This is a genomic window from Shewanella sp. 4t3-1-2LB, assembly GCF_017368415.1.
Taxonomy (GTDB): Bacteria; Pseudomonadota; Gammaproteobacteria; order Enterobacterales; family Shewanellaceae; genus Shewanella; species Shewanella fodinae.
Window position 1 is genome coordinate 77,454 of sequence record NZ_JAFNJD010000005.1, and the last position, 25,792, is coordinate 103,245.

The 25,792-nt window shown below is 49.8% G+C and carries 17 protein-coding genes; 12 read left to right on the top strand and 5 right to left on the bottom strand.

Annotated features, from left to right (window positions below; genetic code table 11):
• Nucleotide 1 precedes the first annotated feature (1 nt).
• The 4 genes from J3L11_RS03730 to J3L11_RS03745 all read right to left on the bottom strand — a co-directional run bounded on the left by J3L11_RS03730 (nt 2) and on the right by J3L11_RS03745 (nt 6,866).
• A complete protein-coding gene (locus J3L11_RS03730) occupies nt 2-2,125 on the bottom strand; it encodes a TonB-dependent receptor (RefSeq protein WP_347566493.1) in 2,124 nt (707 codons plus the stop codon).
• Nucleotides 2,126-2,501: 376 nt separating this feature from the next.
• The gene (glnS, locus tag J3L11_RS03735) at nt 2,502-4,172 is read right to left on the bottom strand and encodes a glutamine--tRNA ligase (protein WP_133037732.1); all 1,671 of its coding nucleotides are present in this window, start codon (nt 4,170-4,172) and stop codon (nt 2,502-2,504) included.
• Between the two features lie 167 nt (nt 4,173-4,339).
• Nucleotides 4,340-6,634, bottom strand: coding sequence for a Fe(2+) transporter permease subunit FeoB (gene feoB / locus J3L11_RS03740; RefSeq protein ID WP_207570121.1), 2,295 nt, complete (start codon nt 6,632-6,634; stop codon nt 4,340-4,342).
• On the bottom strand, nt 6,627-6,866 hold the full coding sequence (locus J3L11_RS03745; RefSeq protein WP_133037734.1) for a FeoA family protein: 240 nt from the start codon (nt 6,864-6,866) through the stop codon (nt 6,627-6,629). The genes feoB and J3L11_RS03745 overlap by 8 nt, the downstream gene beginning before the upstream one ends.
• Before the next feature lie 633 nt (nt 6,867-7,499).
• Here J3L11_RS03745 and J3L11_RS03750 point away from each other — a divergent pair.
• From J3L11_RS03750 to J3L11_RS03790, 9 genes are all read left to right on the top strand, one after another.
• Nucleotides 7,500-9,680: an OmcA/MtrC family decaheme c-type cytochrome gene (locus J3L11_RS03750; RefSeq protein WP_207570126.1), complete on the top strand. Its 2,181-nt coding sequence runs from the start codon at nt 7,500-7,502 to the stop codon at nt 9,678-9,680.
• A 318-nt stretch (nt 9,681-9,998) separates the two neighbouring features.
• Nucleotides 9,999-12,005, top strand: a complete 2,007-nt coding sequence (locus tag J3L11_RS03755) for an OmcA/MtrC family decaheme c-type cytochrome (protein ID WP_189615916.1) — start codon at nt 9,999-10,001, stop codon at nt 12,003-12,005.
• A gap of 72 nt (nt 12,006-12,077) precedes the next feature.
• A complete protein-coding gene (locus J3L11_RS03760; protein ID WP_189615919.1) occupies nt 12,078-13,067 on the top strand; it encodes a DmsE family decaheme c-type cytochrome in 990 nt (329 codons plus the stop codon).
• A 12-nt stretch (nt 13,068-13,079) separates the two neighbouring features.
• A complete protein-coding gene (locus J3L11_RS03765) occupies nt 13,080-15,170 on the top strand; it encodes an MtrB/PioB family decaheme-associated outer membrane protein (RefSeq protein ID WP_133037738.1) in 2,091 nt (696 codons plus the stop codon).
• Between the two features lie 479 nt (nt 15,171-15,649).
• Entirely contained in the window at nt 15,650-16,108 is a 459-nt protein-coding gene (locus J3L11_RS03770) for a hypothetical protein (protein ID WP_165900068.1), read from the top strand.
• A 7-nt stretch (nt 16,109-16,115) separates the two neighbouring features.
• Nucleotides 16,116-16,727 (top strand): uracil-DNA glycosylase family protein, encoded by a 612-nt coding sequence (locus J3L11_RS03775; RefSeq protein ID WP_133037740.1) that lies wholly within the window; start codon nt 16,116-16,118, stop codon nt 16,725-16,727.
• A 4-nt stretch (nt 16,728-16,731) separates the two neighbouring features.
• A complete protein-coding gene (locus tag J3L11_RS03780; protein WP_133037741.1) occupies nt 16,732-17,877 on the top strand; it encodes a sugar diacid recognition domain-containing protein in 1,146 nt (381 codons plus the stop codon).
• A 172-nt stretch (nt 17,878-18,049) separates the two neighbouring features.
• Entirely contained in the window at nt 18,050-19,408 is a 1,359-nt protein-coding gene (locus J3L11_RS03785) for a GntP family permease (RefSeq protein ID WP_207570127.1), read from the top strand.
• Between the two features lie 57 nt (nt 19,409-19,465).
• Nucleotides 19,466-20,623, top strand: a complete 1,158-nt coding sequence (locus J3L11_RS03790; protein ID WP_207570131.1) for a glycerate kinase — start codon at nt 19,466-19,468, stop codon at nt 20,621-20,623.
• Between the two features lie 154 nt (nt 20,624-20,777).
• Here the strand turns inward: J3L11_RS03790 and J3L11_RS03795 are convergent, their stop codons facing one another.
• Nucleotides 20,778-21,959 carry an MFS transporter gene (locus J3L11_RS03795; RefSeq protein WP_207570132.1) on the bottom strand — a complete coding sequence of 394 codons (1,182 nt, stop codon included), beginning with the start codon at nt 21,957-21,959 and terminating at the stop codon, nt 20,778-20,780.
• A 156-nt stretch (nt 21,960-22,115) separates the two neighbouring features.
• On the opposite strand from J3L11_RS03795, the gene J3L11_RS03800 reads away from it, so the two are divergent.
• From J3L11_RS03800 to J3L11_RS03810, 3 genes are all read left to right on the top strand, one after another.
• A complete protein-coding gene (locus J3L11_RS03800) occupies nt 22,116-23,015 on the top strand; it encodes a LysR family transcriptional regulator (RefSeq protein WP_207570133.1) in 900 nt (299 codons plus the stop codon).
• A gap of 171 nt (nt 23,016-23,186) precedes the next feature.
• Nucleotides 23,187-24,830: a pyridoxal-dependent aspartate 1-decarboxylase PanP gene (panP, locus tag J3L11_RS03805; RefSeq protein ID WP_189615926.1), complete on the top strand. Its 1,644-nt coding sequence runs from the start codon at nt 23,187-23,189 to the stop codon at nt 24,828-24,830.
• 390 nt (nt 24,831-25,220) lie between these two features.
• Nucleotides 25,221-25,718 carry a hypothetical protein gene (locus J3L11_RS03810; RefSeq protein WP_207570134.1) on the top strand — a complete coding sequence of 166 codons (498 nt, stop codon included), beginning with the start codon at nt 25,221-25,223 and terminating at the stop codon, nt 25,716-25,718.
• Nucleotides 25,719-25,792 lie beyond the last annotated feature (74 nt).

Genomic DNA, 25,792 nt, shown 5'->3' on the forward strand with positions numbered 1-25,792 from the left:
ATTAAAAAGCGTAGCTGACGCCAAGCTCCAAAGAGCGTCCGGCACCGGCCAGTTGTGGGAAGCCCTGACTGCTGTCGGCCTTATATTCCGCAATACTGACGCCGCCGAGTGGCAACTCATAGTTATGATCAAGCAAATTATTGACGGCGAATGTCAGAGTAACCCCCTGCCATTGCAGACGACTGCTGATATTGAGCAGCGAATAGGCGGCCGTAGCATTTTCCAATCGACTAATATCCACACGGTCTTTAGCAGCAACCCATTGCCAGGCAATACTATTTTGCCAGTCCCCTAACTGTTGCTGCAGCGCCAGTTCTGTTTGCCAAGGTTTTATCTGATATAAAGGCTGACCGCCATCATCTCGCTCACCATGTGTCGCACTGACACTGGCATTTAGCTGCCACAGTCCCGTGTAATTATCTGCCAGACGATAAACGCTGCTGACACTGCCACCATAGAGCGTCGCATCCAGATTAGTAAATTGCAGCAAATTACGCTGGCCATTGGCTAAACCACTTTTATTGAAACTGCCTATCACATCTGCATCAATGTAATCTGTTACCTTGGTGTACCAGACTGTTGCTGCCAGTTGCCAATCATCGGCAAAGGCTTTGTAAGCAAAGCTCAATGTGTCGGCCGTTTCCGGCTTAAGGGTAATATCGCCAACATAACCGTTGCCATCACCAAACCAACCTATCATGGTGGCCGCCATGGTCCCTCGTCCCCAACTGTATCGTTCGTATAAATTGGGCGCACGATTCTTGCGGGCGAGTCCCAATTGCAGTTGCTGCCCGGTCGTCAGTTGGTAGCGCGCCAACAAGGTGACATCCAGCAGATTGTCACTACGTTTACGATCAGTGGCATTAAACGCACTGGCCGCCGCAGCATCGGCATTGATCATGCCCATCATCGCCATGGTGTTGTAGGCTTGAACGTCGCCCGCATTGGTCGTCACATATTCATACCGAACACCGGCAGACCACCACCAGCGCGTAGTCGACTGTTGTTGCCATTCGCCAAATACCGCCGCCCGTAAGCGCCTACCATCATTAATATTGATATAGTTATTGGGCCCCATCATGCTGGAACCTGCCACCGCTGGCCACTCATCATCCAGTCGGTAATCATAGGTTTCCTGCCCCAACAACAAGGTATCTTTGGCACTAACAGGCAAACGCCAGTGCAACTGATAGCTGTAATCATCGCCGTCGGTATTCATCGGCATCATGCCGGTTTTCTCAGGGCTGAAAAAACCCATTTTATGGCTGACACTATGCCAGTTGGCCTGGGCGCTGAATTCACCATCATCGGCTAACTGCCGCTGATAGCGAGCCAGCACGCCATAACTATGGTTATCAGTCATGTCCATATATTGATTGGCAAATCCCTGAAATGGGATGTACTGATGTGTTAGCTTCACCGCAAATTGCTGAGTTTGATCGCGCCAGGCAGCCGTCAGCGCGTGATTCTGTGCCCGGTACAAGGTGTCCAGCACTTTGTCACCATGACCATCTCGATAACTGTTGGCATCTTCATACGCGCCCTGATAATCAACACTAACGCTGTTGCTGGACAATTTAACGCCAGCTCCGAGTAACATAGCATCGTTAACGCTGTGGTATCCAGCTGACACATATCCACTTTGCCACTGCAGCGTGTCACTATCGACAAATATGGGATTAACGCTGCTGACCTTGATAACGCCAGCGATGTTATCGCCACCGGCGCTCACGGGCGACACCCCGGCTACGACATCAACAGTAGCGACTTGATTTGCCGAAATATAAGACAAGGGCGGGTTCATCTGGTTGGCACAGGAGGCGGTAACATCACTGCCATCGATAAGCACTTTTATGCGATCGCCCATCATACCGTTAAGTACAGGTAGCGCTGACATACCGCCCGCAGCAGAAAAATCAACGCCTTGCTGGGCCAATAGGGTATCGACCGCCCCCAAAGTACTGTGGTGTTCAGGTTGCTGCCCCAGCACTTGTAGTCGTTCTATGGGTTGATTGGTATAGTCGTCAGCCAACGTAGGCATCGACCATGCCAGGCCAACAGCAACCGCGATAGCAGAGGGCTTTCGGTAAAAGTGGTATTCCTGTTGTTGAGTATTTCTGCGCACAATGATCACCTTCAATGTCAATCATCTGGGAAAATTGCGCGCATTATAACGAGAGCTGGATCACAGCTGGCGTGGCATATTGTCGCACCCTGACAACAGCCTGAACTGGCGTCGACATCTTGCTAAGCGGGTATACAGTCGGCAGCAAGGCTCAGCGAGCCGTAGCCACTTATGGTAACGGTAGAGGCTATATATAGCGGAAGATTAAACTTATCTAGTGCTTACTGATGTAATTTTATTGGTTTGGTTACTGAGAACCAACGGCTTGAAGTCCGCCATACCAGAATGGCTGGCAACAGCATGACAGCGATAAAATGACACAACAGCTGATAATCATAAAAAAGGCGCCATAAGGCGCCTTCTCTTGGATTGGCGATTACGCGAAAGAGTCACGTAAGGCCACGGTACGGTTAAACACCAGATGCTCTGCAGAAGAATCCTTACAGTCAGCACAGAAGTATCCTTCACGTTCAAACTGATAAGCCTTTTCAGCAACGGCGACTTTCAGATCTGGTTCCACAAAGCCATGGCGAATCTGCAACGAATCAGGATTCAATGCCTCATCTAATGTCTCAGCGCCAGCGGGATTGGCGAGGCTGAACAAACGATCGTATAAGCGGAATTCTGCAGGCAAGGCACTGGCTTGTTCTACCCAGTGGATCACGCCTTTTACTTTACGACCATCAGCGGGATTAGTACCTTTAGTGTCAGCATCATAGCTGCAATAAACCGTGGTCACATTGCCCTGTTCATCTTTATCACAACGTTCCGCTTTAACGATGTAAGCGTTGCGCAAACGGACCTCTTTACCGAGCACTAAGCGTTTATAATGCTTATTGGCCTCTTCGCGGAAATCTTCTGCGTCGATGTACAGTTCGCGGCTGAAAGGTAATTGGCGCTCGCCCAGTTCCGGTTTATTCGGGTGCACTGGCGCACTGATGATTTCAGTCTGCCCCTGCGGGTAATTTTCAATCACCATGCGGATAGGATTAATCACTGCCATTGCCCGCGGCGCGTTATCGTTCAGCTCTTCACGAATACAGGCTTCCAGCATACCGATTTCTACTAAGTTATCCTGTTTGGTGATACCAATACGGTCGCAGAATTCACGAATAGATGAAGGTGTAAAACCACGGCGACGCAGACCGGCAATCGTTGGCATCCGCGGGTCATCCCAGCCATTCACCAGTTTACGGGTAACCAGTTCATTCAGTTTACGCTTGGACATAACGGTATATTCAAGATTCAGCCGTGAAAACTCATACTGACGGGTACGGCCGTCATAATTGAAATCGTCCAGATGATCCAAAACCCAGTCATACAGTCGACGGTTATCCTGAAACTCCAGCGTACACAGACTGTGGGTAATATGCTCCAGCGCATCAGAGATACAATGGGTGAAGTCATACATGGGGTAGATGCACCATTTATCGCCAGTCTGATGGTGATGGGCAAACTTAATGCGATAAAGTACCGGGTCGCGCATGCACATAAAAGGCGATGCCATATCAATTTTAGCGCGCAGACTACACTCGCCTTCCTTAAAGCCTCCGGCACGCATTTTTTCAAACAGTGCAAGGTTTTCTGCTATCGGCGTATCTCGATAAGGACTGTTTTTCCCCGGCTCTTTCAAGGTACCGCGATATTCACGCATCTGTTCACCATTAAGGAAACAGACATAAGCCAAACCTTTGTTGATCAGTTCAACTGCATAGCCGTACAGAGCATCGAAGTAGTCAGATGAATAATGAATATCACCACTCCACTGAAAACCGAGCCACCGCACGTCTTCCTTAATGGAATTGACGTAATCGATATTCTCTTTTTCCGGGTTGGTATCATCAAAACGCAGATTGCATTGTCCTTGATAGTCGCGGGCAATACCGAAGTTCAGGCAAATAGACTTTGCGTGACCGATATGGAGGAAACCGTTAGGCTCCGGCGGAAACCGGGTGTGCACACTAGTGTGCTTGCCACTGGCCAAATCCTCATCAATGATATTGCGAATGAAGTTACTCGGACGTACTTCAGTGTCCAGCTGACTCATGTAATTCCTCTTTGCGAACCGTGCAATCGTTATAAAACGGGCATGATCCTACAGATCATGCCCGCTGACAATGCTTCTAGGATAAAAACTGTCGTTACGTCCGTCAACGTTCTGTCAAAAAGAAAAAGCAGCAAATAGCGCTGCTTTTTCAATCAAATGTCCAATCATTACTCGGTGATAATTTTTATCCCAGGAATGAGTTGTTGCGTCCGTTTCCCTTTGCGTTTCAGCCAAGCGTAGAAACCTACCAATGCCGCGGCGAAAAATGCAATCCAAGCAGCTGACTGCAACGGATGCTCGGGAATGGTGGCCGCTTGATAAACCACTGTTGAGGTACCATAGGCCAGCGCTAAGGTCCAACTAGCAGCAAAACCGGCCCAGCGCGGTCCAAATTCATTCACCAGCGCCCCCATTGCTGCCACACATGGGGTATACAACAGAATGAATAACAGGTAAGTGAACGCCGACAACTGACCACTGAACCCGGTTTGCAAGGCACTGAAGGTAGTTTGTGCCACACCCTGTTCTTCCGCTGCCTCATTCAGGTTATCAACGTGTCCAAGCGACAACGATAAAGGATCACTCGGATTGATCCCCAAGAGGTTCTGCGGAATAGTGGCCAACGCTTCTTTAAAGCTGTCGGTCAGTGGCGTCAGTTCCCCTTTATCCTGCCCATGACTGCTGTATAAATTATTGAGAGTGCCAACAACCGCTTCTTTGGCAAAAATACCGGTGACAATACCAACCGTCGCCTGCCAGTTATCCTGTTGCAAGCCCATGGGGGCAAACACTGGGGTAATTTTCTGGCTGGCAACACTCAACAGAGATTCCTGACTATCTTCATGACCAAAGGTGCCATCGGTCCCGATGGAGTTGATGAAGTTCAGCACTGTGACCACCAGTACAATGGTTTTGCCAGCGCCGAGGATAAAGCTCTTGGTACGTTTTCCGGTACGACCTAACACCATACGCGGCTTTGGTAACTCATACCCTGGCAGCTCCATGACTACCGCACTGCTGTTACCCGGCAGCAATGTCTTACGTAACATCAGTCCAGTGCCAATGGCGGCAATAATGCCGATGATGTACAGCAAAAACACCAAATTCTGACCAGAGTTAGGGAAAAATGCTGCGGCAAACAGCGCATATACAGGTAACCGCGCACCGCAGGACATAAAGGGCGCCATCATGCCGGTCACAATACGTTCACGTTCGCTGCCCAAAGTGCGGGTCGCCATAATCGCTGGCACGGAACAACCAAAACCGACAATCATGGGCACAAACGCTTTGCCGGGAAGGCCGATACGCCGCATCAGACCATCAACCACAAACGCCGCACGTGCCATGTAGCCTGAGCCCTCAAGCACTGACAACGCCAGAAACAGCGCGGCAATCACTGGAATGAAGGTACAAACGGTCTGGATACCCTGACCGAGTCCACCGGCCAACAGGGTGATCAGCCATTCAGGCGAATTAACGCTCTGTAGCCAAGCCCCCAGGTGATCCACAAACAAGGCACCCGCAGCAATATCGAAAAAATCGATAAAAGCGCTGCCGACATTAATGGCGAACATAAATGTCAGATACATCACCAGCAGGAAGATCGGTACCCCCAGTATCGGATGCAATACAACCTGATCCAAACGGTCGCTCAGGGTGGGTTTATCTTCAGCGTGAATCGCCGCCTGATATAATGCTTCGACAAAATTAAATCGGGTGGCGGCTGCATGAACTTCAATGTCCTTGCCTTCTCGTGCCAACCTTTCAGTGCATTGCTCAACTTCCTGATCATTGCTACCGCGATGGCAAGCATTGCAGCCCTTGCCATTGGCCAATTTTGCCAGCGCCCGGCCACGGCTTAAATTGGGTTCGGCAGCACGCAACGCCGCTACACTTGCTTCAATTTCCTGACCATAGTCCAAGATTAACGGTGCTGAAGATACCTGGCCTTCGAAAAACTGCACCACCAAAGCCTTCACTTTTTCAACATCTTTAGGCTCGCGGGACGTCACACCAATCACCGGACACCCGAGTTCTTTACTCATGGCCTCAGTATCAACTTTGATACCCCGTTTAATGGCCGCATCAATCTTATTCAGCACCACCACCATGGGGATACCGAGCTCCCGCAGCTGAACGGTCAAATAAAGGTGACGTTCAATATTGGTGGCATCAACCATGTTGATAATGCCATCCATTTTTTGGGTTGCCAGAAACTGCTGGGCTATTTGTTCATCTAGTGAACAATCGCAGTCACTTTCTGATGGCAAAATATCGTAAATGCCGGGCAGATCCGTCAGGTAAACATCAACACCGTTGAGTGTGAACAGACCGGTTTTCTTCTCAACCGTGACGCCGGCCCAGTTGCCCACTTGCTGATTAGCACCCGTCAGGGCATTAAATAGAGTTGACTTACCGGCGTTGGGATTACCAACCGTGACACAATGAAACTGCTTAATCATTGGCCTTCTCCACTTCGATGATCTGTGCCAATTCCTGGCGCACACACAATTTACTACCACGGATTTCAAGTTCCAGACCTGATCCCATCGGTGCGCGACGGATAAGTGAGAAATGAGTATCGGGCGTGATACCCAGTGACAATAGCTTGCGCTTAACGGCGGATGGAAGCTCCAGACGTCCAATATCGGAGATTTTTGCGCGATCGCCGGGGTTCAATTCACTTAACTTCATTGCCTCTACCACTTTGACTGCCTTACAGCCGTTAACACGACTGCTTCCGCGTGAATTATTAGCGCTAGTTGTAAACGATAATAATTTTCAATTGTGTCCGTATTATGTGACAAAACCCTGAAGGAATAAACGGCCAGATGAAAATAAACTGCTGTTTGTAGCAACTTTGTGTGCTTGGTCAGAAAAACAGGGAACGAGCCGGATTTCAGATAATCAAAAAATGACCCACATCAAAACTGCTAACATGCAAGTACTGCAGAGATTGTACTGCTTTTCCAGCGAAAGACATGCGGCCAAATATAAAAATATTAGACAGTGCACATAAACCACTCACTGATATTAGGCAGCCGTTGCTGAGTGCTTCTGACGACGGTTGCAGGCAGAAACATCTTAGTTGTTGTCTTTTTTAAACTTATCTGTAGCCACGAATACCGGCTTTAAACATTTGTCCAGAAACCAAGTTACTCCTTTATAAATAGTCAGATCTCAATCACATAACCCGGCTAAAATAACTGCGTATTGCCTTACATTTGGATAGCCTTATGTATGGAAATCTCACTCCACTCACTGCAGCGACAATTCTAAAATCAATGCCCGTTACAGTGAGAACAACAAACCTTGCAGGGATACATAATGATGAAACGGTTTAATTTCAATGCCGCGAGCAAAGCGCTGTTGGGAGCCGGTCTATTGTCTTTAATGCTCGCCGGTTGCGGAAGCGACGGCAAAGACGGTCAGGACGGTGCCCCCGGTGAACCCGGATTAACCACAATCAACATCGACAACGCCACTACGCTGAATGCCAATTTTACCGACGCCTCGATTTCTGATGGCAGCGTAAGCGTTACCTTCTCTCTGACCAACGCCAACGGCGTTGCAGTGGTGGGACTCACCAAGGATTACGATCTGCGCTTTGGTATCGCCCAGCTAACTCATGTGGTTGATGCGGCCACTGATACCAGCGCCGGTTTTGACCATGGTTACCAATGGCAATCCTATATTAATGTGGTCAAGCAACCGACCGACGTACCAACCAACGTAGACAATCTTCATCCTTCTGCGCAGTATCAGGCCGATGTTGAAGTGGCTAAAAGTTGCGATGATTGTCTGAAGGATAATGGTGATGGCACCTACAACTATACCTACCAAACCAATGTTGCCAACGTCACTACGCCGCTGACCGTTACCTACCATGCCGAAGATACTCAACGTGCCACGCTTGAACTCAAACTGACATCGCTTGCCGTCAATGCCCATTTCGACTGGCAACCTTCAAGCGGGATGACAACGGGGATCCAAAGCCGCAACGTGGTATCAATCAACGCTTGTTATACCTGCCATCAGCCTGACAGCCTTAAAGCTCATGGCGGTCGTCGTCTGGATCTTGAAAACTGTGAAGCTTGCCATACCGCCACTTCTGGCGATCCTGAATCAGGTAACAGTATCGACTTCACTTATATGATCCATGCCATTCACCGCGGTAGCGAGCGCCATACCTATGACGCAGATGGCAACGAAGTGGCAGATCCTTATAAAATAGTGGGATATCACGGTGCTCTAGAGGATTTTGGTGAAGTCAACTTCCCGCAAACCCCCGCAGCAAATTGTGCAGTATGTCATGTCCAAGGGAGCAACGCCCCTAGTGATGCGGCACTGTTTACCCAAGAGAAAAGCAATACCGCATGTATCGCCTGTCATTCTGAAAAACCCTCTGCACACCACAGCAGTACCGACTGTATGTCTTGCCACAATGCCGAGTCACCGTATGCTGGCACTGGCAGCGCGGTTAAACGTCATGGCGATGTGTTAAAAGCCTATACGCTGGCACAGCAGATGGGAGTCAAGGTGACTGATATTGGGCTAGACGCCAACAGCAAACTGACCTTCAAAGTACAAGTGTTGGATGCCAACGGCAATGCCGTAGATCAGAGTTTCGTCAGTCAGAGCAGTCGCATGGTGGTCGGTTGGGATATCGACAAAGACTTCCCCGCATACAATGACGCATCCTACAGCAACCGCCGCACACGTCTGAGCGAAGGTAGCTATGATGAGGCTACCAAGACCTACACACTGACATTGAATAACATGAACATGCCAACAGATGCCAAAGGCAAAACCTTTGAAATCTGGTCAACGCTGCAAGCTTGCTTCAATAACGGCGGTTACGGGGTAGACGACGTACAACTTACAGCCTGCAGTGCCGATGGAGTCCGCACCGTATATATCAAACAGGATCCTTATCGTTTTGTATGGGGCGATACCGGAGTGGATGACTCAGGCACAGTCGCAACCCGTCGGCCTATCATTGATGCCAACAAGTGTCTGGGCTGTCATGGTAAGGCAATTGTGCACAACGACAACGGTGTTAACTGTCAGGCATGTCATACCCCTGATAAAACGCTGACAACAGATAACAGCTACCCAGGCGGTAAAGTGCCAACCAGTTTTGCCTTCAAAGTGCATGAACAGCCAGGTCACTATCTGAAGTATGCCGGTCTGGGGTCAGGCACCGTGCTGAAAACGGATTGTCAGACCTGTCATACCGCTGATGGCATTGCGTTGGGACGAGATGCACAGCGTGTATGGCGCTACGGTGATACTACCAACGGCGGAGCAGAAATATGGGTGTCTTCCGATGCCGGGGCCTGTTTGAGCTGCCACCAACAGTATCTGACCGACTCAGGTAAATCTCATATCGAAACCAACGGCGGCATCCTTGATGGCACCAGTGCCGACGATGTGAAACAGCGAGCCGCTGAAACCTGTAATACTTGCCACACACCAGCACAGTTGCTGAAAGTTCACGGCAATTAAGCTAATACTTAACTGCATGACAAACGAAGGAGGCAATATGCCTCCTTCATTTTTTGTAAACAGTAAGTTATATAGTTTAACAGGTTATTCAGCAAAAGCTGTAGTACAACTAGAACAGCACAAATAACCCTTTTTAAATAGAAGGATCCAAGTCACACATTAACGTCTGTTTAGAAGCATTTATTGATATTCTGAGTTAGCCTTTTCGTGGGAGATACTTTATCCAGCATGGGTCAACAAGCTGATTACAACACCTATCTATCGGTAATAAACCGGCAGAATGTTGACCGAGTGCTTCCACATTGCAGGGAAAAAATAATGATGAACGCAAGTAAATCGAAATATGCGCTACTGCTGGTTGCCGGTGCGTTATCCATGGCCCTTAGCGGCTGTGGCGGCAGCGACGGCGCAGATGGTGCAAGCGGTTCTGATGGTGCTGCCGGAGGCAGCCCCGCCATGACCATCAACAATCTGAATTTTACTTTTTATGACACTACCGTTCAGGATGGAGTTGCCAGCCTTCGTTTTCAGGTGACCAACCAGGACGATAAAGCTGTGGTTGGTTTGCAGAAAATGCGTTTTTACGCCCTGCAGCTGTTGCCTCAGGGGGCAACTGGTGTCGGTAATGCCAGTCAGTGGCAATATATCGTCGATGAGACCTGTGATCTTAGCAGCAGCTGTCCAGGTACTTTGGTTGATAAGAAAAATGGGGTTTACACCTACTCTTTCGCCACCAACTTTTTAGATAGTGCTGGCACCCGCACCACATTTAATCCAGAACTGGCCCAGCGCTTTATGATCCGTGCGTATAATACGCCTCTGCCAGATGGCACTGCGGTTCCTAACAGCAATGCTTTTGTTGATTACACTATTGCAGGTAATGAACCCGGATATTCCCGCAAAATAGTGGCCACCGCCAGCTGTAACAAGTGTCATGGTGACGTCAGTACCGCTCACCACAGTGGTTCATACAATGACGTTAACATGTGCGCCAGCTGTCATACACCGAACCGTTTGAGTAACTCAGACGATCAATTCAGCATGTTGATCCATGCCAAACATTTTACTTTGGGTGACGAAGGTGTACCGGCCCCAGTGTATGAAACTGATGCACTGAAAACCTGCAGCACTTGCCATAGTGATCAGGGTGAGCTGACACCAGACTGGGGTAACTGGTCTAAAGTACCAACAGCCCAAGCATGTGGCAGTTGCCATAGCAATATCGATTTTGCTAAAGGTCAGGGACATAGCCAACAGTCTGATAACTCCAACTGTGTTGCCTGCCATAACAGTGAATGGACCGAGCAAGTTCACTCTACTGACTATCAGAACAGAAAAGCTGTCATCGCCAAAGTAGGTATGTCAGCGACACTGGTTGCGAACACTGATGACTCTGCCACCCTGAGTGTGACATTGCTCGACAGTGAAGGAAAGCCGCTGGATGCCAGCACTGAACTGAGCAAGATCAAACGCTTGGAAGCCGTTACTAACGTCGATCCTGAATTCCCAGTAATGGGCTACATCGCTAGCCCTGGCTCAGGCAAGGCCCATGACAGCAAAGACCTGATTGCCGACAACGCACTGCAAAGTGATGTTAGCATTGTTGACGGAAAACTGGTTTACACCACACAGGTTCTGCCATTTGGTAGTGGTGCGGCTGATACTGCTTTCAGCTTTATCGGCTTGGAAATGTGCACCAGTGGCGCAAACTTGGTGAACTGTACTGCTGACAGCGAAACCACTAGCATGAAAGCGCAGTTAGCTTTTGGTACAAAATCAGGCAGTGCACCGACTCATCGCCACACTGACTCAGTGAGCTTCGCAGGTTGCCAAAACTGTCACGGTGAAACCTTCCAGTTACACAAAGGCCATCACGCAGGTTTTGTGCTCAGTGAACAGTTGGGACGCGAAGTCAATGGCAAGATGACCGTAGGACTGGACGGCTGCGTAGCTTGTCACACTCCTGATGGTACTTACACTGGTGGAGCCATGAGAGGCGCATTTGAGATGAAAGTCCATCTGCTTCACAACGAAGTTGGGGTGATCACCCAATGTACCCAGTGCCATAATGACCTGAATCTGGATGCCTTCAAAAACAAAGGCGCACTGGCAACCGCTGCGGGCCAGTACACCACACCAATCACTGCCGTTTGTACTTCCTGTCATGCACTGGGGTCTGATGGTTTGCACTCTCAAGCAACGCTTGAAAGCTACGGTGCAGTTGTTAACGGTGATTACACCGCCGCCAACCAGGCCGCGCAGTCAGAAACCTGTTTCTTCTGCCACAAACCAACAGCAGCAGATCATACAGTGGTCAATATGTAATTTGCCCGGACCCGCAGGGAGGCGTTGCCTCCCTGCCTTCAGCCAAGTTTGGACAAATCAAGGATGCAAACAATGAATACAAACCAAAAGATACAGACAATGCTGAGCACCACGCTGATGGCAGCAGTGTTGTCTTTCGGGCTGACCCACACTGCTCATGCAGCAAAATGGGATGCCAAAATGACACCCGCCGAAGTGGAAGCAACGCTTGATAAGAAGTTTGCCGAAGGCAAATATTCCCCTAAAGGTGCTGACACCTGTCTGATGTGTCACCGTAAAACTGAACATGTTATGGACATTTTTGAAGGAGTTCATGGTGCTGTTGACTCCAGCAAGAGTCCTATGGCTGGTTTACAGTGTGAAGCTTGTCACGGTCCACTGGGCAACCATAACCGTGGTGGTAATGAACCGATGATCACCTTTGGTAAAGGCTCAACGCTGTCGGCACAGAAGCAGAACAGCGTGTGTTTGAGTTGCCATAAAGATGACAAACGGATGAACTGGGATGGCAGTCATCATGATAATGCGGATGTCGCTTGCGCCTCTTGCCACACAATCCATGCCGCCAAAGATCCGGTGCTATCAAAAGCCACAGAAGTAGAAGTGTGTACCAGTTGCCACACCAAGCAAAAAGCAGACATGAACAAACGCTCTGCACATCCGCTGAAGTGGAACCAGATGACCTGTACCGATTGCCACAATCCACATGGTACCAGCACAGAATCTGACCTGGTAAAGCCATCCATTAACGAAACCTGCTACAGCTGCCATGCTGAAAAACGTGGACCTAAGTTGTGGGAACATGCGCCAGTGACCGAAAATTGCGTGACATGTCATAACCCTCACGGTTCAGTCAATGAAGCCATGTTGAAGGCCCGTGCACCACAATTATGTCAACAGTGCCACGCCAGCGATGGCCACACCAGTAACGCCTATTTAGGCAATACCGGCCTTGGTTCTACTGTAAATGGCAGTGCCTTTACTGGCGGTAGAAGTTGTCTGAACTGCCACAGCCAAGTACATGGTTCCAACAACCCATCCGGCAAGTTGCTGCAGCGTTAAGGGAGCAGGAAGATGAAATTTAATATTAATTTGATCACTATTGCTTTACTGGCAAACGCTGGTGCAGCAATGGCGGCTGACGGTTATGGTATCGCCGATGCCAATACTGGCAGCATCAATATGAAAAACTGGAAATGCAGCGCCTGTAAAATTGAAACCGGCGCTAGCGGCCAGGTTGGTGTAGGTGTTGGTTACAACGACAGCGATGATATTCATTCTGCCAATGCTCTTGCAGCAGAGAATGACGTTGTTGGGAAAGTTGATGCAGATATTCGTTACCGTGGTAAAGATGGCTATCAGGCCGAAATCAAAGCCACTAACCTAGGGATGGAAAACGGCCGAGCTGAAATCACTTCTGGCAAAATTGGCAAGTACAAAGTCTCTGCCAATTATCGTCAGATTGCGACCTACAGCAGCGAAACAGCACTGACCCCCTACTCTGGCATTGGTACTGATTATCTGTCACTACCAAGCAACTGGGTAACCGCTGGTGCGAGTGACAGCATGACCGCATTACCCTCCAGCTTGTCACCCTTTGAACTGTCACTGAAACGCAAACGTTACGGCCTCGGTTTTGAGTATCAGGCCGATCAGCTGTGGAGCACTTTTGTGCATTATCAGCGTGAAGACAAATCTGGGGTAAAAACTACCTCCGGTACTATCTTCAATCAATCAGCCATGCTCCCAGAGCCGGTAGATTACAGTACCGACACCGTTGAAGCTGGTATCAAGCTCAAAGGCGATCACTGGTTTACCGCCCTAACCTACAACGGCTCGTTTTTCCGTAACGATGATCAGAGCTTGGGCTTTGACAGCGCCTACACCCCAACCTTTGGCGGTGCAACGGCAGGTTATAAGTCGCTTGATCCCGACAATAATGCCCATACTGTGTCGCTAAGTGGTCAGTATAGCGCCGATGGCAGTGTTGTGAGTGGACGGCTGATGATGGGCCGCATGACTCAGGATCAGGATTTTGTTACTTCTGGTTATAACTACGCATTACCTGAGACAAATCTGGATGCTGAAGTGGACATCACAGGTATGGATATCCGTGCGGTAAAACGCATCAGCAATGATCTGCGGATTTCCGGTAGTTACAACTATTATGACCGTGACAATCAGACAGATGTTTACGAGTGGACACAGATTAGCGTTAATAACGTCACCGGTAACGCCGTTTACAATACACCTTATGACTCTACTGTTCAGAAAGGCAAATTGGCCGCTGATTACCGGATTATTTCTGGGGTAAAACTGACCGGTGGTTATGATTATCGCCGTGACGAACGCAATTACAGCGATCGTGAAGTCACCGATGAGAACAGCGTGTGGGCGCGCTTGGCTGTTAGTGCCTTGGAACACTGGAATATGTCGCTCAAAGGCAGCTATGGCAAGCGTGATGGCTCCGATTATGAAGCCTCACAGTGGACATCCTCTGAAGCCAATCCATTACTGCGTAAGTATTATCTGGCAAATCGTGACCGTAAGATGGTGGAAGCACGGGTAACACATTCACCCTTGGATAACCTGACTATCGATTTTGGTGGTCGTTATGCATTGGATGATTACAGTGACACCGTTATCGGGCTGACAGAATCCCGTGAAGTCAGTTATGACGCTAGCGTGAACTATCAGATACTGGAAGACCTTAATCTGAATCTGTTCTACAACCATCAGACCATCAAGAATGAACAAGCGGGTGCCGCCAACTTCAGCACTGTTGCGACCTGGTTTGCCAATACTGAAGACAAGGTGGATGTTGTGGGTGCAGGAGTCTATTACGACAATCTGTTAGAGAAAAAACTGCGCCTGGGATTGGATTACACTTACTCAAAATCTGATTCAACAACCAAAGTACGTCAGGGTGTGACCGGGGATTATGGCGACTACTTTGCTAAAGAGCAGGATGTCAATGCCTACGCCCAGTATCAAGCCACTGAGAAAGTTGCACTGCGTCTTGATTACAAGATGGTGAAGTATGAAGACAACGATGCCGCTAACGATCTGGCCGTTGATGGGATCTGGAATCTGATAAGCTTTGGCGACCTCAGCCACGACTACACCGCGCATTTAGTCATGTTGAGCGTAAACTACAAGCTTTAGTCCCGAGCAACCACAATAATTGAAGCCCGCTTAATGCGGGCTTTTTCTATGGTGGTATCTCACCTATCCCTTTCACTTATCAGTTCACAGTAACAGCAGATTTCACTTGCTTCGCCACCGCAACCAAAGTAAATTACATTTTATTAACATTATATCTACTATCTGTTCCAACGACAGATACCGATGCCACTTTACCTTGTGATACTCAGGCGGAGGGACCCGCCCAATTTTTTTAGTTAATTAGTGGTATTCGTGTTCGACACTTTCAAACAGCCCTTGCAACTCGCGTCCGTTTACGACATGGTATGGCGGATCATTTATAACAAACACCTTACGGTATGAATTTCAGCTCTTCTTTATGTGGACGCCTGGCAATAGGAGCCTCACTGGCAACCATAACACTGCCAGTTTTTGCAGACTCCACCAATGGCGTTTTAGCCAGTGTCTTTGTCATCTTGGGGCTTGGCGGATTCACACTTGTGAATTTGGCTTTGCAGTTGCTGTTTTACTTCAATGGTCAATACAGCAGCCGACGTTTTGTTACCACACATACCACGCTGTCATTGCTAATGCCGATACTGGCCGCGGTGATGGTCCTAGAAGATAACAGCTCAACGGCCTACCTCACGCTGAATTTGGGGTTAATTATTATTGCGGCCTCATTGGCCTTATTGCCATTACAGTTGCAGAATTCGGCTCGTCGTAGTGGTAATCATGCGGGCTGGGTGTTACTGAGCGCCAGTGTCTTTTTGTTATTGCTGTCTTTGCTCGCCTGGCCGCTAGTTATTTTGACGTTGTTAATCGGTTGGTTTTCACTTAATCAACAGCCAAAACCATCAATATTGTTTCATGTTATGCGTTGGATATTGTTGCTACTAAGTGTAGGTTGGTGCCTCTACAACCTCTATCATTTGTGGCAATTGCTGCTAGGAAGCTAAATCCACAATGGTTATAGCCGCATCGGCGATTTTACTGCAACAGATTAATGATTGTCGTTTATGCCAGTCACATCTGCCACTGCCCCCGAAACCCATTTTGCAGGCTGCGGCTCCCGCTAGAATTCTCATCGCAGGCCAGGCCCCCGGGCGGATTACCCATGAGCGGGGACGGCCGTTCGACGACGTCAGCGGTGATAGATTACGACAGTGGTTAGGTGTCACGCGTGAGCAGTTTTACAATCCCGACTTGTTCGCACTAGTGCCGATGGGTTTCTGCTATCCTGGTACCCAAGAAAAAAATGGTCGACGGCAAGGTGATTTACCACCACGACCTGAGTGCGCCGCGGCGTGGCGGCAGCCACTACTCGCGTCATTGCCCAATATTCAACTGACATTACTGCTGGGGAAGTATGCCATGGCCTGGCACTTGGCCGGCAATCCGCTAGCAAAAGCTAACTTGTCACAGGCGGTTGCTGCTTGGCAATCGTTGTGGCCACAGATGCTGGTACTGCCCCATCCCAGCCCCAGAAATCGTTTGTGGCTGAAACAGCATCCACTGTTTGAGCAAACCCTGTTACCTTTATTGCAGCAGCGGGTAGCTGCGCTGATGAACGGATAGCCCCATGTATTTCCTTGATGCTGCAACCGCGCAACAGATTGTCGATCGCACCATGCGGATCATTGATCACAACATCAATGTAATGAACAGTCAGGGAGTGATCCTCGGCTCTGGTGACAGCAGCCGTATCAATACCGTTCACGAAGGCGCATTACTGGCCATCAGCCAGAATCGTACAGTGGTTATCGATGATGGCGGTGTACACAGTCTTCATGGCGTCAAACCCGGTATCAATCTGCCCTTGCATTATCACGGACAAATCATTGGCGTGGTGGGGATTACCGGCGCACCAGCGCAACTAATGCAATTCGGGGAACTGCTGAAAATGACCGCGGAGATGATGGTGGAACAAGCCAACTCCCTGGAAGTGGAGCAGTGGCGTAAACGTCAGCGCGAAGAGTTTATTTTGCAGCTGATCCGTCATGAGGGCAGCTACCCCGAGGAGATGCAAACCTGGGCCAAACAGCTGCAGATTGATTTAACTGTGCCACGGGTAGCTGCGGTTATTGAGCTGCAAGCACATGAACTGCAGCACACTAGTCTGCGCGATATTCAATTACTGCTGGAATATCCACAACGCAACAATCTGGTGGCGCTGACGGCATTGGATCAGTTAGTCATTCTTAAACCTGCATTTCTCGATGGTTGCAGTTGGGACCCGTCACTGGAAGACATTCGTATTGAGAAGTTACTGGCTCGGCTCCCAGCGGACACCAAGGGCAGACTAAAAATTGCCTTGGGGCATTATTTTCCCGGCGCTGGCGGTATTGTCAGATCCTATCGCACCGCCTGTGAAACCTTGGCACTCGGCAAACGGCGGGCACCGGAGCAAACTAAATATCTTTATCAAGATCATGCGTTGCCAGTGCTGCTCTCTGGACTGGGCGATGACTGGCGGGGTCAAGAGCTAGCGGCTCCATTCCGCTTGCTGCAAAAACGCGATCGGCGCGGTGTTTTGACCAAGACACTGCAAGTCTATCTGCAGCATTTTGGTGACCAGCAGCGTTGTGCCGATGCACTGTATATTCATCGCAATACTTTGCGTTACCGCCTCGAAAAAATCACCCAGATTACCGGTATTGATCTCAACTCACTGGATGGGCTATTACAGCTCTATCTTGGCGAAGTACTGGAACGCCTACAATCCTAGTATTTTGTGCAAATGACCAAAAAAATGTCGTTTGTGACAATAATTTCCGTGATCATTTCCAAAGCCTTGTCAGCCCCAAGTCCCGCATAATGGCGGAGTCCTTGTGCCTGTTGGCCGCCAGGATATAAACGCCTAAAGATAAACCCGAATAACAAAAAATTAAGGGACCATCATGAACCTGGTATTGATATTACTGGGAGTGATCATCTTCATTGTGATCGCTACATCCAAACTTAAGCTTCATCCGTTTCTAACGCTGTTGCTGGCAACGTTTATCGCTGCACTGTGCTTCGGTCTGCCACTCAAGGATATTGCCAAAACCATAGGTACAGGTTTCGGCGGTATTCTAGGGTATATCGGTCTGGTGATTGTATTGGGGACAATCATCGGCACTATTCTGGAAAAAAGCGGTGCCGCCATCACTATGGCCGACTCGGTGATCAAATTGCTGGGTAACCGCTTCCCGACCCTCACTATGTCCATCATTGGTTACATGGTGTCAATCCCGGTATTCTGTGACTCCGGGTTCGTTATTTTGAACAGTCTTAAACAATCGATGGCGAGTCGCATGAAGGTGTCCAGTGTCGCCATGAGCGTGGCACTGGCAACCGGTTTGTATGCAACCCACACCTTTGTGCCACCAACACCTGGGCCTATCGCAGCAGCGGGAAACCTAGGACTGGAAGACAGTTTGGGATTGGTTATCGGTGTTGGCCTAGTAGTCGCCGTTGTCGCTGCACTTGCGGGATTGCTATGGGCTAACCGGTTTATGAAAGATGAACCAGAGGGCGAAGGTGCCGAAGAACTGGTGCATCAGGCAGAAGAGTTTGAGAAAGTAAAAGCCGCTTACGGCAAACTGCCCAGCGCGCTGGCTTCCTTTGCCCCTATTTTTGTGCCGATTCTGTTGATTTGTATCGGTTCAATTGCCGCCTTTCCATCCAAGCCTTTTGGTACTGGTAATGTATTTGCGCTGCTGCACTTTTTGGGACAACCGTTGAATGCTTTGATGATAGGTCTGCTGTTGTCGCTGTTGCTGCTCAAACCAGAAAACCGTATGAAAGAGTTCTCACAACGGATTTCGGAAGGTCTTACCAGTGCAGCCCCCATTCTGTTGATCACCGGTGCTGGCGGCGCCTTTGGTGCTGTTATCAAAGCCACGCCAATTGGTGATTATCTGGGTACTACCCTGTCGGCATTGGGGATTGGCATCTTTATGCCATTTATTGTGGCGGCGGCACTGAAATCCGCGCAGGGTTCTTCCACTGTGGCGCTGGTGACTACCTCTGCGATGGTTGCGCCAATGCTAGAATCCATTGGCTTAGGTTCGCAAATGGGCCATGTGCTGACTGTGATGGCCATTGGTGCTGGGGCCATGACAGTGTCTCATGCTAATGACAGTTTCTTCTGGGTGGTTACTCAGTTCAGTCGCATGAGCGTGTCACAAGCCTACAAGGCTCAGACCATGGCCACCTTAGTACAGGGCATTGTAACCATTATTTTTGTCTGGTCGCTCAGCTTAGTACTGCTGTAAATATTCCGATTTGCTGCCGTCCATCAGGGCGGCAGTCTGCTGTAACAGGAACACTCAATGAAAATAGTCATCGCTCCGGATTCCTTTAAAGAAAGTCTGAGTGCTATGGAAGTCGCCGCCGAGATTGAAACGGCGTTTAAACTGCACTTACCCCATGCCGAATATCTAAAAGTGCCGGTTGCCGATGGCGGTGAAGGCACGGTGCAGTCTATGGTGGATGCCACCAATGGCAGCATCATTGAATTGTCAGTCACCGGCCCACTAGGCAACAAAGTCAGTGCCCACTACGGTATTCTGGGACAGGTTGCGGGAACACCGCTGACTGCCGTGATCGAAATGGCTGCTGCTTCGGGTTTGCATCACGTGAAAGCTGCCGACCGTAACCCACTAATCACCACCACCTATGGTACTGGTGAGCTGATCAACGATGCCCTTGCCCGCGGCATTCGTCATATCATTTTGGGGCTGGGAGGCAGTGCTACCAATGATGGTGGTGCCGGCATGGCTCAGGCGCTGGGTGTCCGCTTGCTAGATAAAGCAGGCAACGACTTAGCCGTTGGCGGTGGCGCACTGGCGCAGCTTGCCAGCATTGACTTGTCACAGCTGCAACCTTTGCTGGCCGAGTGTACTGTTGAAGTCGCCTGTGACGTTGATAATCCGCTGTGTGGTGAACGCGGCGCCTCCGCAGTATTTGGTCCACAAAAAGGCGCGACGCCAGCCATGGTAAACACTTTGGATCAAGCGTTGAGCCATTATGCCGATGTTCTGGCTCGCAGCGGTTTTGCCGATCTGCGGCAACAACCTGGCGCAGGAGCCGCGGGTGGTATGGGACTGGGGGTGATGGCGTTTCTTGGTGGCAAGTTGCGCCCAGGCATCGATATCGTCATGGAAGCCGTCAAACTGGATGAGAAGCTGGCGGGCGCCAATTTGGTGATCACCGGTGAAGGACGCATTGACGGCCAGACAATTTTCGGCAAAACCCCCATGGGTGTGTTGCGGCTGGCACAAGCCAGACAATTGCCGGTGATAGGCATAGCGGGTTGTCTAGGCGACGGCGCAGAAAAAGTGCTAGAGAAAGGCATGGCAGCCATTTTCGATATCATCCCGGCCGCCACAGATCTGGAACATGCATTACGCAATGCCCGCCCCAACCTGCATCGAGCCGCCAGTAACATTGCTGCTATGTGGGTGCTTGGCCTACAAGACAAAAACTAAGATTACCTTTTCGATATACACCAGTTGGGCAGAGATGGTTCATCATCGTTAGGTTTGTCATGCAAGTTCATGCACATAGCGGCAATTAAGATTAAGCCCCAGTAAATGTCTAAAAAGCCTGTTTTTCAGGCTTTTTACTTTTTAAACAATATTGTTAGCCTGCGGCGCTTTGCTCTGCTGTAACAACCGCCGGCCGCCGGCCATACCTGAACCACAATACCATAACCAGCCCCACCGCTGCGGTAGCCGCACCGGCCAGTGGCACGGCGCTCAAGCCAAAGCCAGCACTTATCATCAGCGCCCCCAACATCGCGCCTAATGCGTTACCCAAGTTAAATGCACCTATATTCATCGCGGATGCCAGGCTGGGCGCTTCTGCTGCCTCCTGTACTACCATAGCCTGCAGTGGTGGCACCAACGCAAAACTGGCAATACCCCACATAAAAATCAGCGGCACAACCATTAATGGCACGGCAACAGTGATAGCCAACACAACCAACAGCAGCATAACCGCCACTAACGACACGATAAGCGTTAAATCCATTGAACGATCCGCAAAGCGACCGCCAAGAAGATTGCCCACGGCCAAACCAATACCGTACAGCACCAGCATTGCCGTCACAAAAAAGGTAGAAGCTTGAGTCTCCTGCTGCAAAATAGGCACGATATAAGTAAACACGGTAAACATCGCACTGGAGCTAACCACGGTTAGCAACAAGGCAACCAGCACCGGCTTTTTACCCAGCACCCGCAGCTCATTACGCACATTGGCTTTTTGTTTATTGGCCATAGGCGGTAACGACAGCCGTAGCGCCAACATGGTCATCAGACCAATAACGGCCATACCATAAAAAGCCGGGCGCCAACCAACCACTTCACCAATATAAGAGGCCAACGGCACGCCACCGATGGTCGCTATTGTCAAACCAGAAAACATCGCGGCTACAGCCCCGGCGCGTTTTTCTGGCGGCACCACGTTCATCGCAACGATCGCCCCGACACCAAAAAAGGCGCCGTGGTTAAACGATGTAATAATTCGCCCCAACAGCAGCACGTTATAATTGTCGGCCATTGCCGAAATCAGGTTACCGGCGGTAAATATCGCCATCGACAACAGCAGCAAATTACGCCGTGCCATATTGGCAAATGCCAGCGTGATTAAAGGGGCTCCCAGCAATACACCAAAGGCATAAGCGCTGATCAGCATACCGGCGGTTGGAATAGATACGCCAAGATCAGTGGCTATCACTGGCAGCATACCCATAGGGGAAAACTCGGTAACGCCGATGCCAAAGGCCCCTAGCGCTAGCGCGAATAAAGGAATATTGATTTTCATACTGTGTCTCGTGAATTAAATCTCGCTAATTTGTGATGCAGCAGAATATACTCATGTTAAAAACCGAGAAAAAGCAGCGTCAGAGACATTCAGCTTTGCGCCTGAATCACAAATAAGCAGTACACAAATAGGCTAATCACTATCAGCAGGTTTCTTATGAGCGTAATAAAAACCGACAGAACAGCAGAAATGGAAACCTTTTTATCGGTTGCCTGTACAGGCAGTTTAAGTGCGGCAGCACGTGAACTGCAGCTTACGCCTTCAGCCGTCAGCCGCATGATGACGAGGCTAGAAAAACGCCTTGGCGTGCGCCTTATCGTGCGCAACACCCGCAGTCTGCGTTTAACCAGCGAAGGAGAATCTTACGCGTTAGCCGCGCGGCGTATTTTAAAAGATTTGGATGATACCGAGCTAACCATCGCTAACCGTGGCAGCCCCAGTGGCAAGATCAAAGTCACCACAGCGACCGCACATAGCCGCCTGACAATCGTGCCACTATTAAAAGAGTTTTTGCAGCGCTATCCCGATATCACACTGGAGATTGATGTATCAGACCAACTCCGGGATGTCGCATCCGGTCAGGTTGACGTGGCTATCCGCTTTGGCCAGTTGCCAGACAGCGGTTTACATGCCCGCCGTTTAGGCGATACCGGCCGCGTAGTACTGGCCTCCCCCGAATATCTGGCTAAAGCTGGCGAGCCACAAACGCCAGCCGATTTGGCCAAGCACAACTGCCTCGATTTTAACTTTCGCCGGATCGAGCCGGGCTGGCCGTTTCGGCAGAACGGTAAGGATTTTATGCTCGCCGTCAGAGGTAACGTTATCGCAAACAACGGCGAAACCTTAGTAGAACTGGCGCAACAGGGTATCGGTATTACCCGCGTTGGCCGCTTTCATGTGCAACAGGCGCTGGCCAGCGGCCAACTGGTTGCACTGCTTGAAGACTACAACCCGCAGGACAGAGAGGCGATTCACGCCGTGTTTATCGGCGGTAACAATGTGCCCGCCCGCATCCGTGTATTCGTGGATTATCTGGTCGAAAAAATGAGCTCGTGAAGGCAAACGGCATAGGCAACGGCGGCTTAGTAAGCATCGGCTAGAGGCGCTTGTGTTTATGGCACTGACAGCCAGAACTTGTCGCCTTATGCTGCTTGCAGTAAAGTGAGCACCCCAAGTAGATATCGCCTGCCGTTGGCTGGCTCTTGTAATGTGAGATCTGGACCATCCATGACCGATAAGCCTCGCAAGGCAACCGCCTCAGCGCAGAGCATGATGCGCATCTTTACCGTTCCAGAAGCGCCAGAATCGACTTTAAGTAAGATTGAACACGCGCTATCTGAGGATTTAGCGGGATTTCTGACCCAGAGCATTGTGGCACTGGAGAAACCGCTGAGCGAGATTGAAGAGGATTTTCAGGCTTACAACATCCCGACTGAACCCACGTTTGTGTCTGATTATACCGAAGAGATGATGCAAAACCTGGTGGCACATTCGGTACATACTGCCGCACCTAGCTTTATCGGCCATATGACGTCAGCAATGCCTTACTTTGTCTTGCCACTGTCCAAAGTTATGGTGGGACTCAACCAGAATCTGGTCAAAATCGAAACATCTAAGGCGTTTACCCCCCTAGAACGTCAGGTGCTGGGGATGATGCACCACTTGGTCTATGGTGAAAATACCGCGTTTTACCGTCAATGGATGCATAGCGCTACGCACGCGCTAGGGGCGTTTTGCTCCGGCGGCACGGTTGCCAATATCACCGCGTTATGGATTGCCCGTAACCAATTACTGCAAGCCGATGGCGAATTTCCCGGGGTTACCAGCGCCGGACTGATGGCGGCTCTGCGCCATTATGGTTGGCAGGATCTGGCCATTCTAGTTTCTGAACGCGGTCACTACTCCCTCGGCAAAGCCGCTGACTTGCTGGGCATTGGCCGCCAGAATATTGTGTCAATCCCAACCGATGCGGACAACAAAGTGGATGTAGCGCAAATGCGCGCAGCCGCCGAACGGCTGACGGCACAAGGCGTACGTATCATGGCAATTGTTGGTGTTGCCGGTACCACAGAAACCGGGAATATCGACCCGCTGCACCAGTTGGCTGACCTTGCTGCCGAATACCAGTGCCACTTTCATGTCGATGCGGCTTGGGGCGGCGCCAGTTTGATGTCGTCCAAATATCGATACTTACTGGATGGGATTGAGCGCGCGGACTCAGTCACCATTGATGCGCACAAGCAGCTGTATGTGCCAATGGGCGCTGGCATGGTGCTATTTCGAGATCCCAGACTCGCCCGTGCCATTGTGCACCATGCCGAATATATCCTGCGCCGTGGTTCCAAAGATCTTGGCTCACAAACGTTGGAAGGTTCCCGGCCTGGTATGGCAATGCTAGTGCACGCCTGCTTGAATATTATCGGCCGCCACGGCTATGAGATTTTGATCAATAACTCTCTGGAAAAGGCCCGTTTCTTTGCCGGATTAATTACTGCGCATCCAGATTTTGAATTGATAAGTGCCCCGGAATTGTGCCTGCTGACGTATCGCTATGTACCAAGACAGCTACAAGTTGCGCTCAGTGCTGCAGTAACCAAGGGTGAATGGGATAAAGTGGCGTTGCTCAACAACTTGCTAAACGATCTGACACAATTAGTACAGAAAAACCAACGTGAACAGGGGAAATCTTTTGTTTCCCGAACCCGGTTGCAGCCTGCGCGTTACCAGCGTCAAACGGTAACAGTTTTCCGCGTAGTACTGGCGAACCCGTTGACCACGGAGCAAATCCTCCGCGACGTGCTGACAGAACAACAGCAACTGGCGGAACAACAACAAGAGATCCTGCAACAACTGCAACTTACTGGTGGCTGATTAACTGAGCGACCAGTATCTAGCTACGCCAGCGGTTATCGAGCTGTTGCCAGCGATTGCCGTGGTCATCAGTGGCGGAGCAATTAAGCCTCCGCCGCCAGCAATCAGCGGCCAGCAGCAAAGACGCTGAGGGAAACCAGCGCCATCCCAATGCTAGTAGCACATGGCACGTTTCGCTGAATAATTAACCAATTCCAGAGCCATCAGCTAATGCTTACCAGTTATTTATCATAACTTTCTAAAGTTAACTGCTATGATAGTCGCCTTATCTTAATGACATAGATTTCGAATATCCGACCGAAACCCGGTTACAACATCACTTGGTATTCCTTGCATTACTGAAATCTTTTTTATGTCGCATCCCATCATTCAGCAGGATTAAGGAGTTGTATGCTGTCCTTCATCAATAACTGGCCTTTAAGGATCAAAATAACGCTGACCTCGGCACTGCTTCTGGCAGTCATGAGTTTTGCTTTGATTTGGCAAAGTATGGCGTCACTCGATCAGACCATTAACAATACGCTCAACACCGATATTGACGGGTTTGCACAGTCAGTTTCTGTCAATCTAAGCAGTTGGATGAATGACCGAGTCCAGGCGATAGAAAAAACAGCAACCACATTGAGTGAACACCCGGAAATTGCGCCACACATTATCCTTCATCAAACAAAACAAGCACTTGGTTTTATTATCACTTACCTCGGGACGACCGATGGTCAGATGTTACAAAATGACCCCAACGTCATCTTGCAAAACTACGATCCCCGTAAACGCAGCTGGTATGAAGGTGCGGTGAGAGATAATGATTTATTCATCAGCGACCCATACACCTCCCCAGGGTGGGATCATACTTTGTTAACAGCATGGAACTTATCAGTATCAGCATGATCTGAGAAGGCATGTTATTCTACTCAGCCTAATCCATGTCCTTGTTTGACCATTTGAAACTCATTGAAGACCCA

Coding starts and splice junctions, on each gene's coding strand:
- glnS (WP_133037732.1), bottom strand. CDS start 4,172: ATGAGTCAGCTGGACACTGAAGTACGTCCGAGTAACTTCATTCGCAAT.
- feoB (WP_207570121.1), bottom strand. CDS start 6,634: ATGATTAAGCAGTTTCATTGTGTCACGGTTGGTAATCCCAACGCCGGT.
- J3L11_RS03745 (WP_133037734.1), bottom strand. CDS start 6,866: ATGAAGTTAAGTGAATTGAACCCCGGCGATCGCGCAAAAATCTCCGAT.
- J3L11_RS03750 (WP_207570126.1), top strand. CDS start 7,500: ATGATGAAACGGTTTAATTTCAATGCCGCGAGCAAAGCGCTGTTGGGA.
- J3L11_RS03755 (WP_189615916.1), top strand. CDS start 9,999: ATGATGAACGCAAGTAAATCGAAATATGCGCTACTGCTGGTTGCCGGT.
- J3L11_RS03760 (WP_189615919.1), top strand. CDS start 12,078: ATGAATACAAACCAAAAGATACAGACAATGCTGAGCACCACGCTGATG.
- J3L11_RS03765 (WP_133037738.1), top strand. CDS start 13,080: ATGAAATTTAATATTAATTTGATCACTATTGCTTTACTGGCAAACGCT.
- J3L11_RS03775 (WP_133037740.1), top strand. CDS start 16,116: ATGGTTATAGCCGCATCGGCGATTTTACTGCAACAGATTAATGATTGT.
- J3L11_RS03780 (WP_133037741.1), top strand. CDS start 16,732: ATGTATTTCCTTGATGCTGCAACCGCGCAACAGATTGTCGATCGCACC.
- J3L11_RS03785 (WP_207570127.1), top strand. CDS start 18,050: ATGAACCTGGTATTGATATTACTGGGAGTGATCATCTTCATTGTGATC.
- J3L11_RS03790 (WP_207570131.1), top strand. CDS start 19,466: ATGAAAATAGTCATCGCTCCGGATTCCTTTAAAGAAAGTCTGAGTGCT.
- J3L11_RS03795 (WP_207570132.1), bottom strand. CDS start 21,959: ATGAAAATCAATATTCCTTTATTCGCGCTAGCGCTAGGGGCCTTTGGC.
- J3L11_RS03800 (WP_207570133.1), top strand. CDS start 22,116: ATGAGCGTAATAAAAACCGACAGAACAGCAGAAATGGAAACCTTTTTA.
- panP (WP_189615926.1), top strand. CDS start 23,187: ATGACCGATAAGCCTCGCAAGGCAACCGCCTCAGCGCAGAGCATGATG.
- J3L11_RS03810 (WP_207570134.1), top strand. CDS start 25,221: ATGCTGTCCTTCATCAATAACTGGCCTTTAAGGATCAAAATAACGCTG.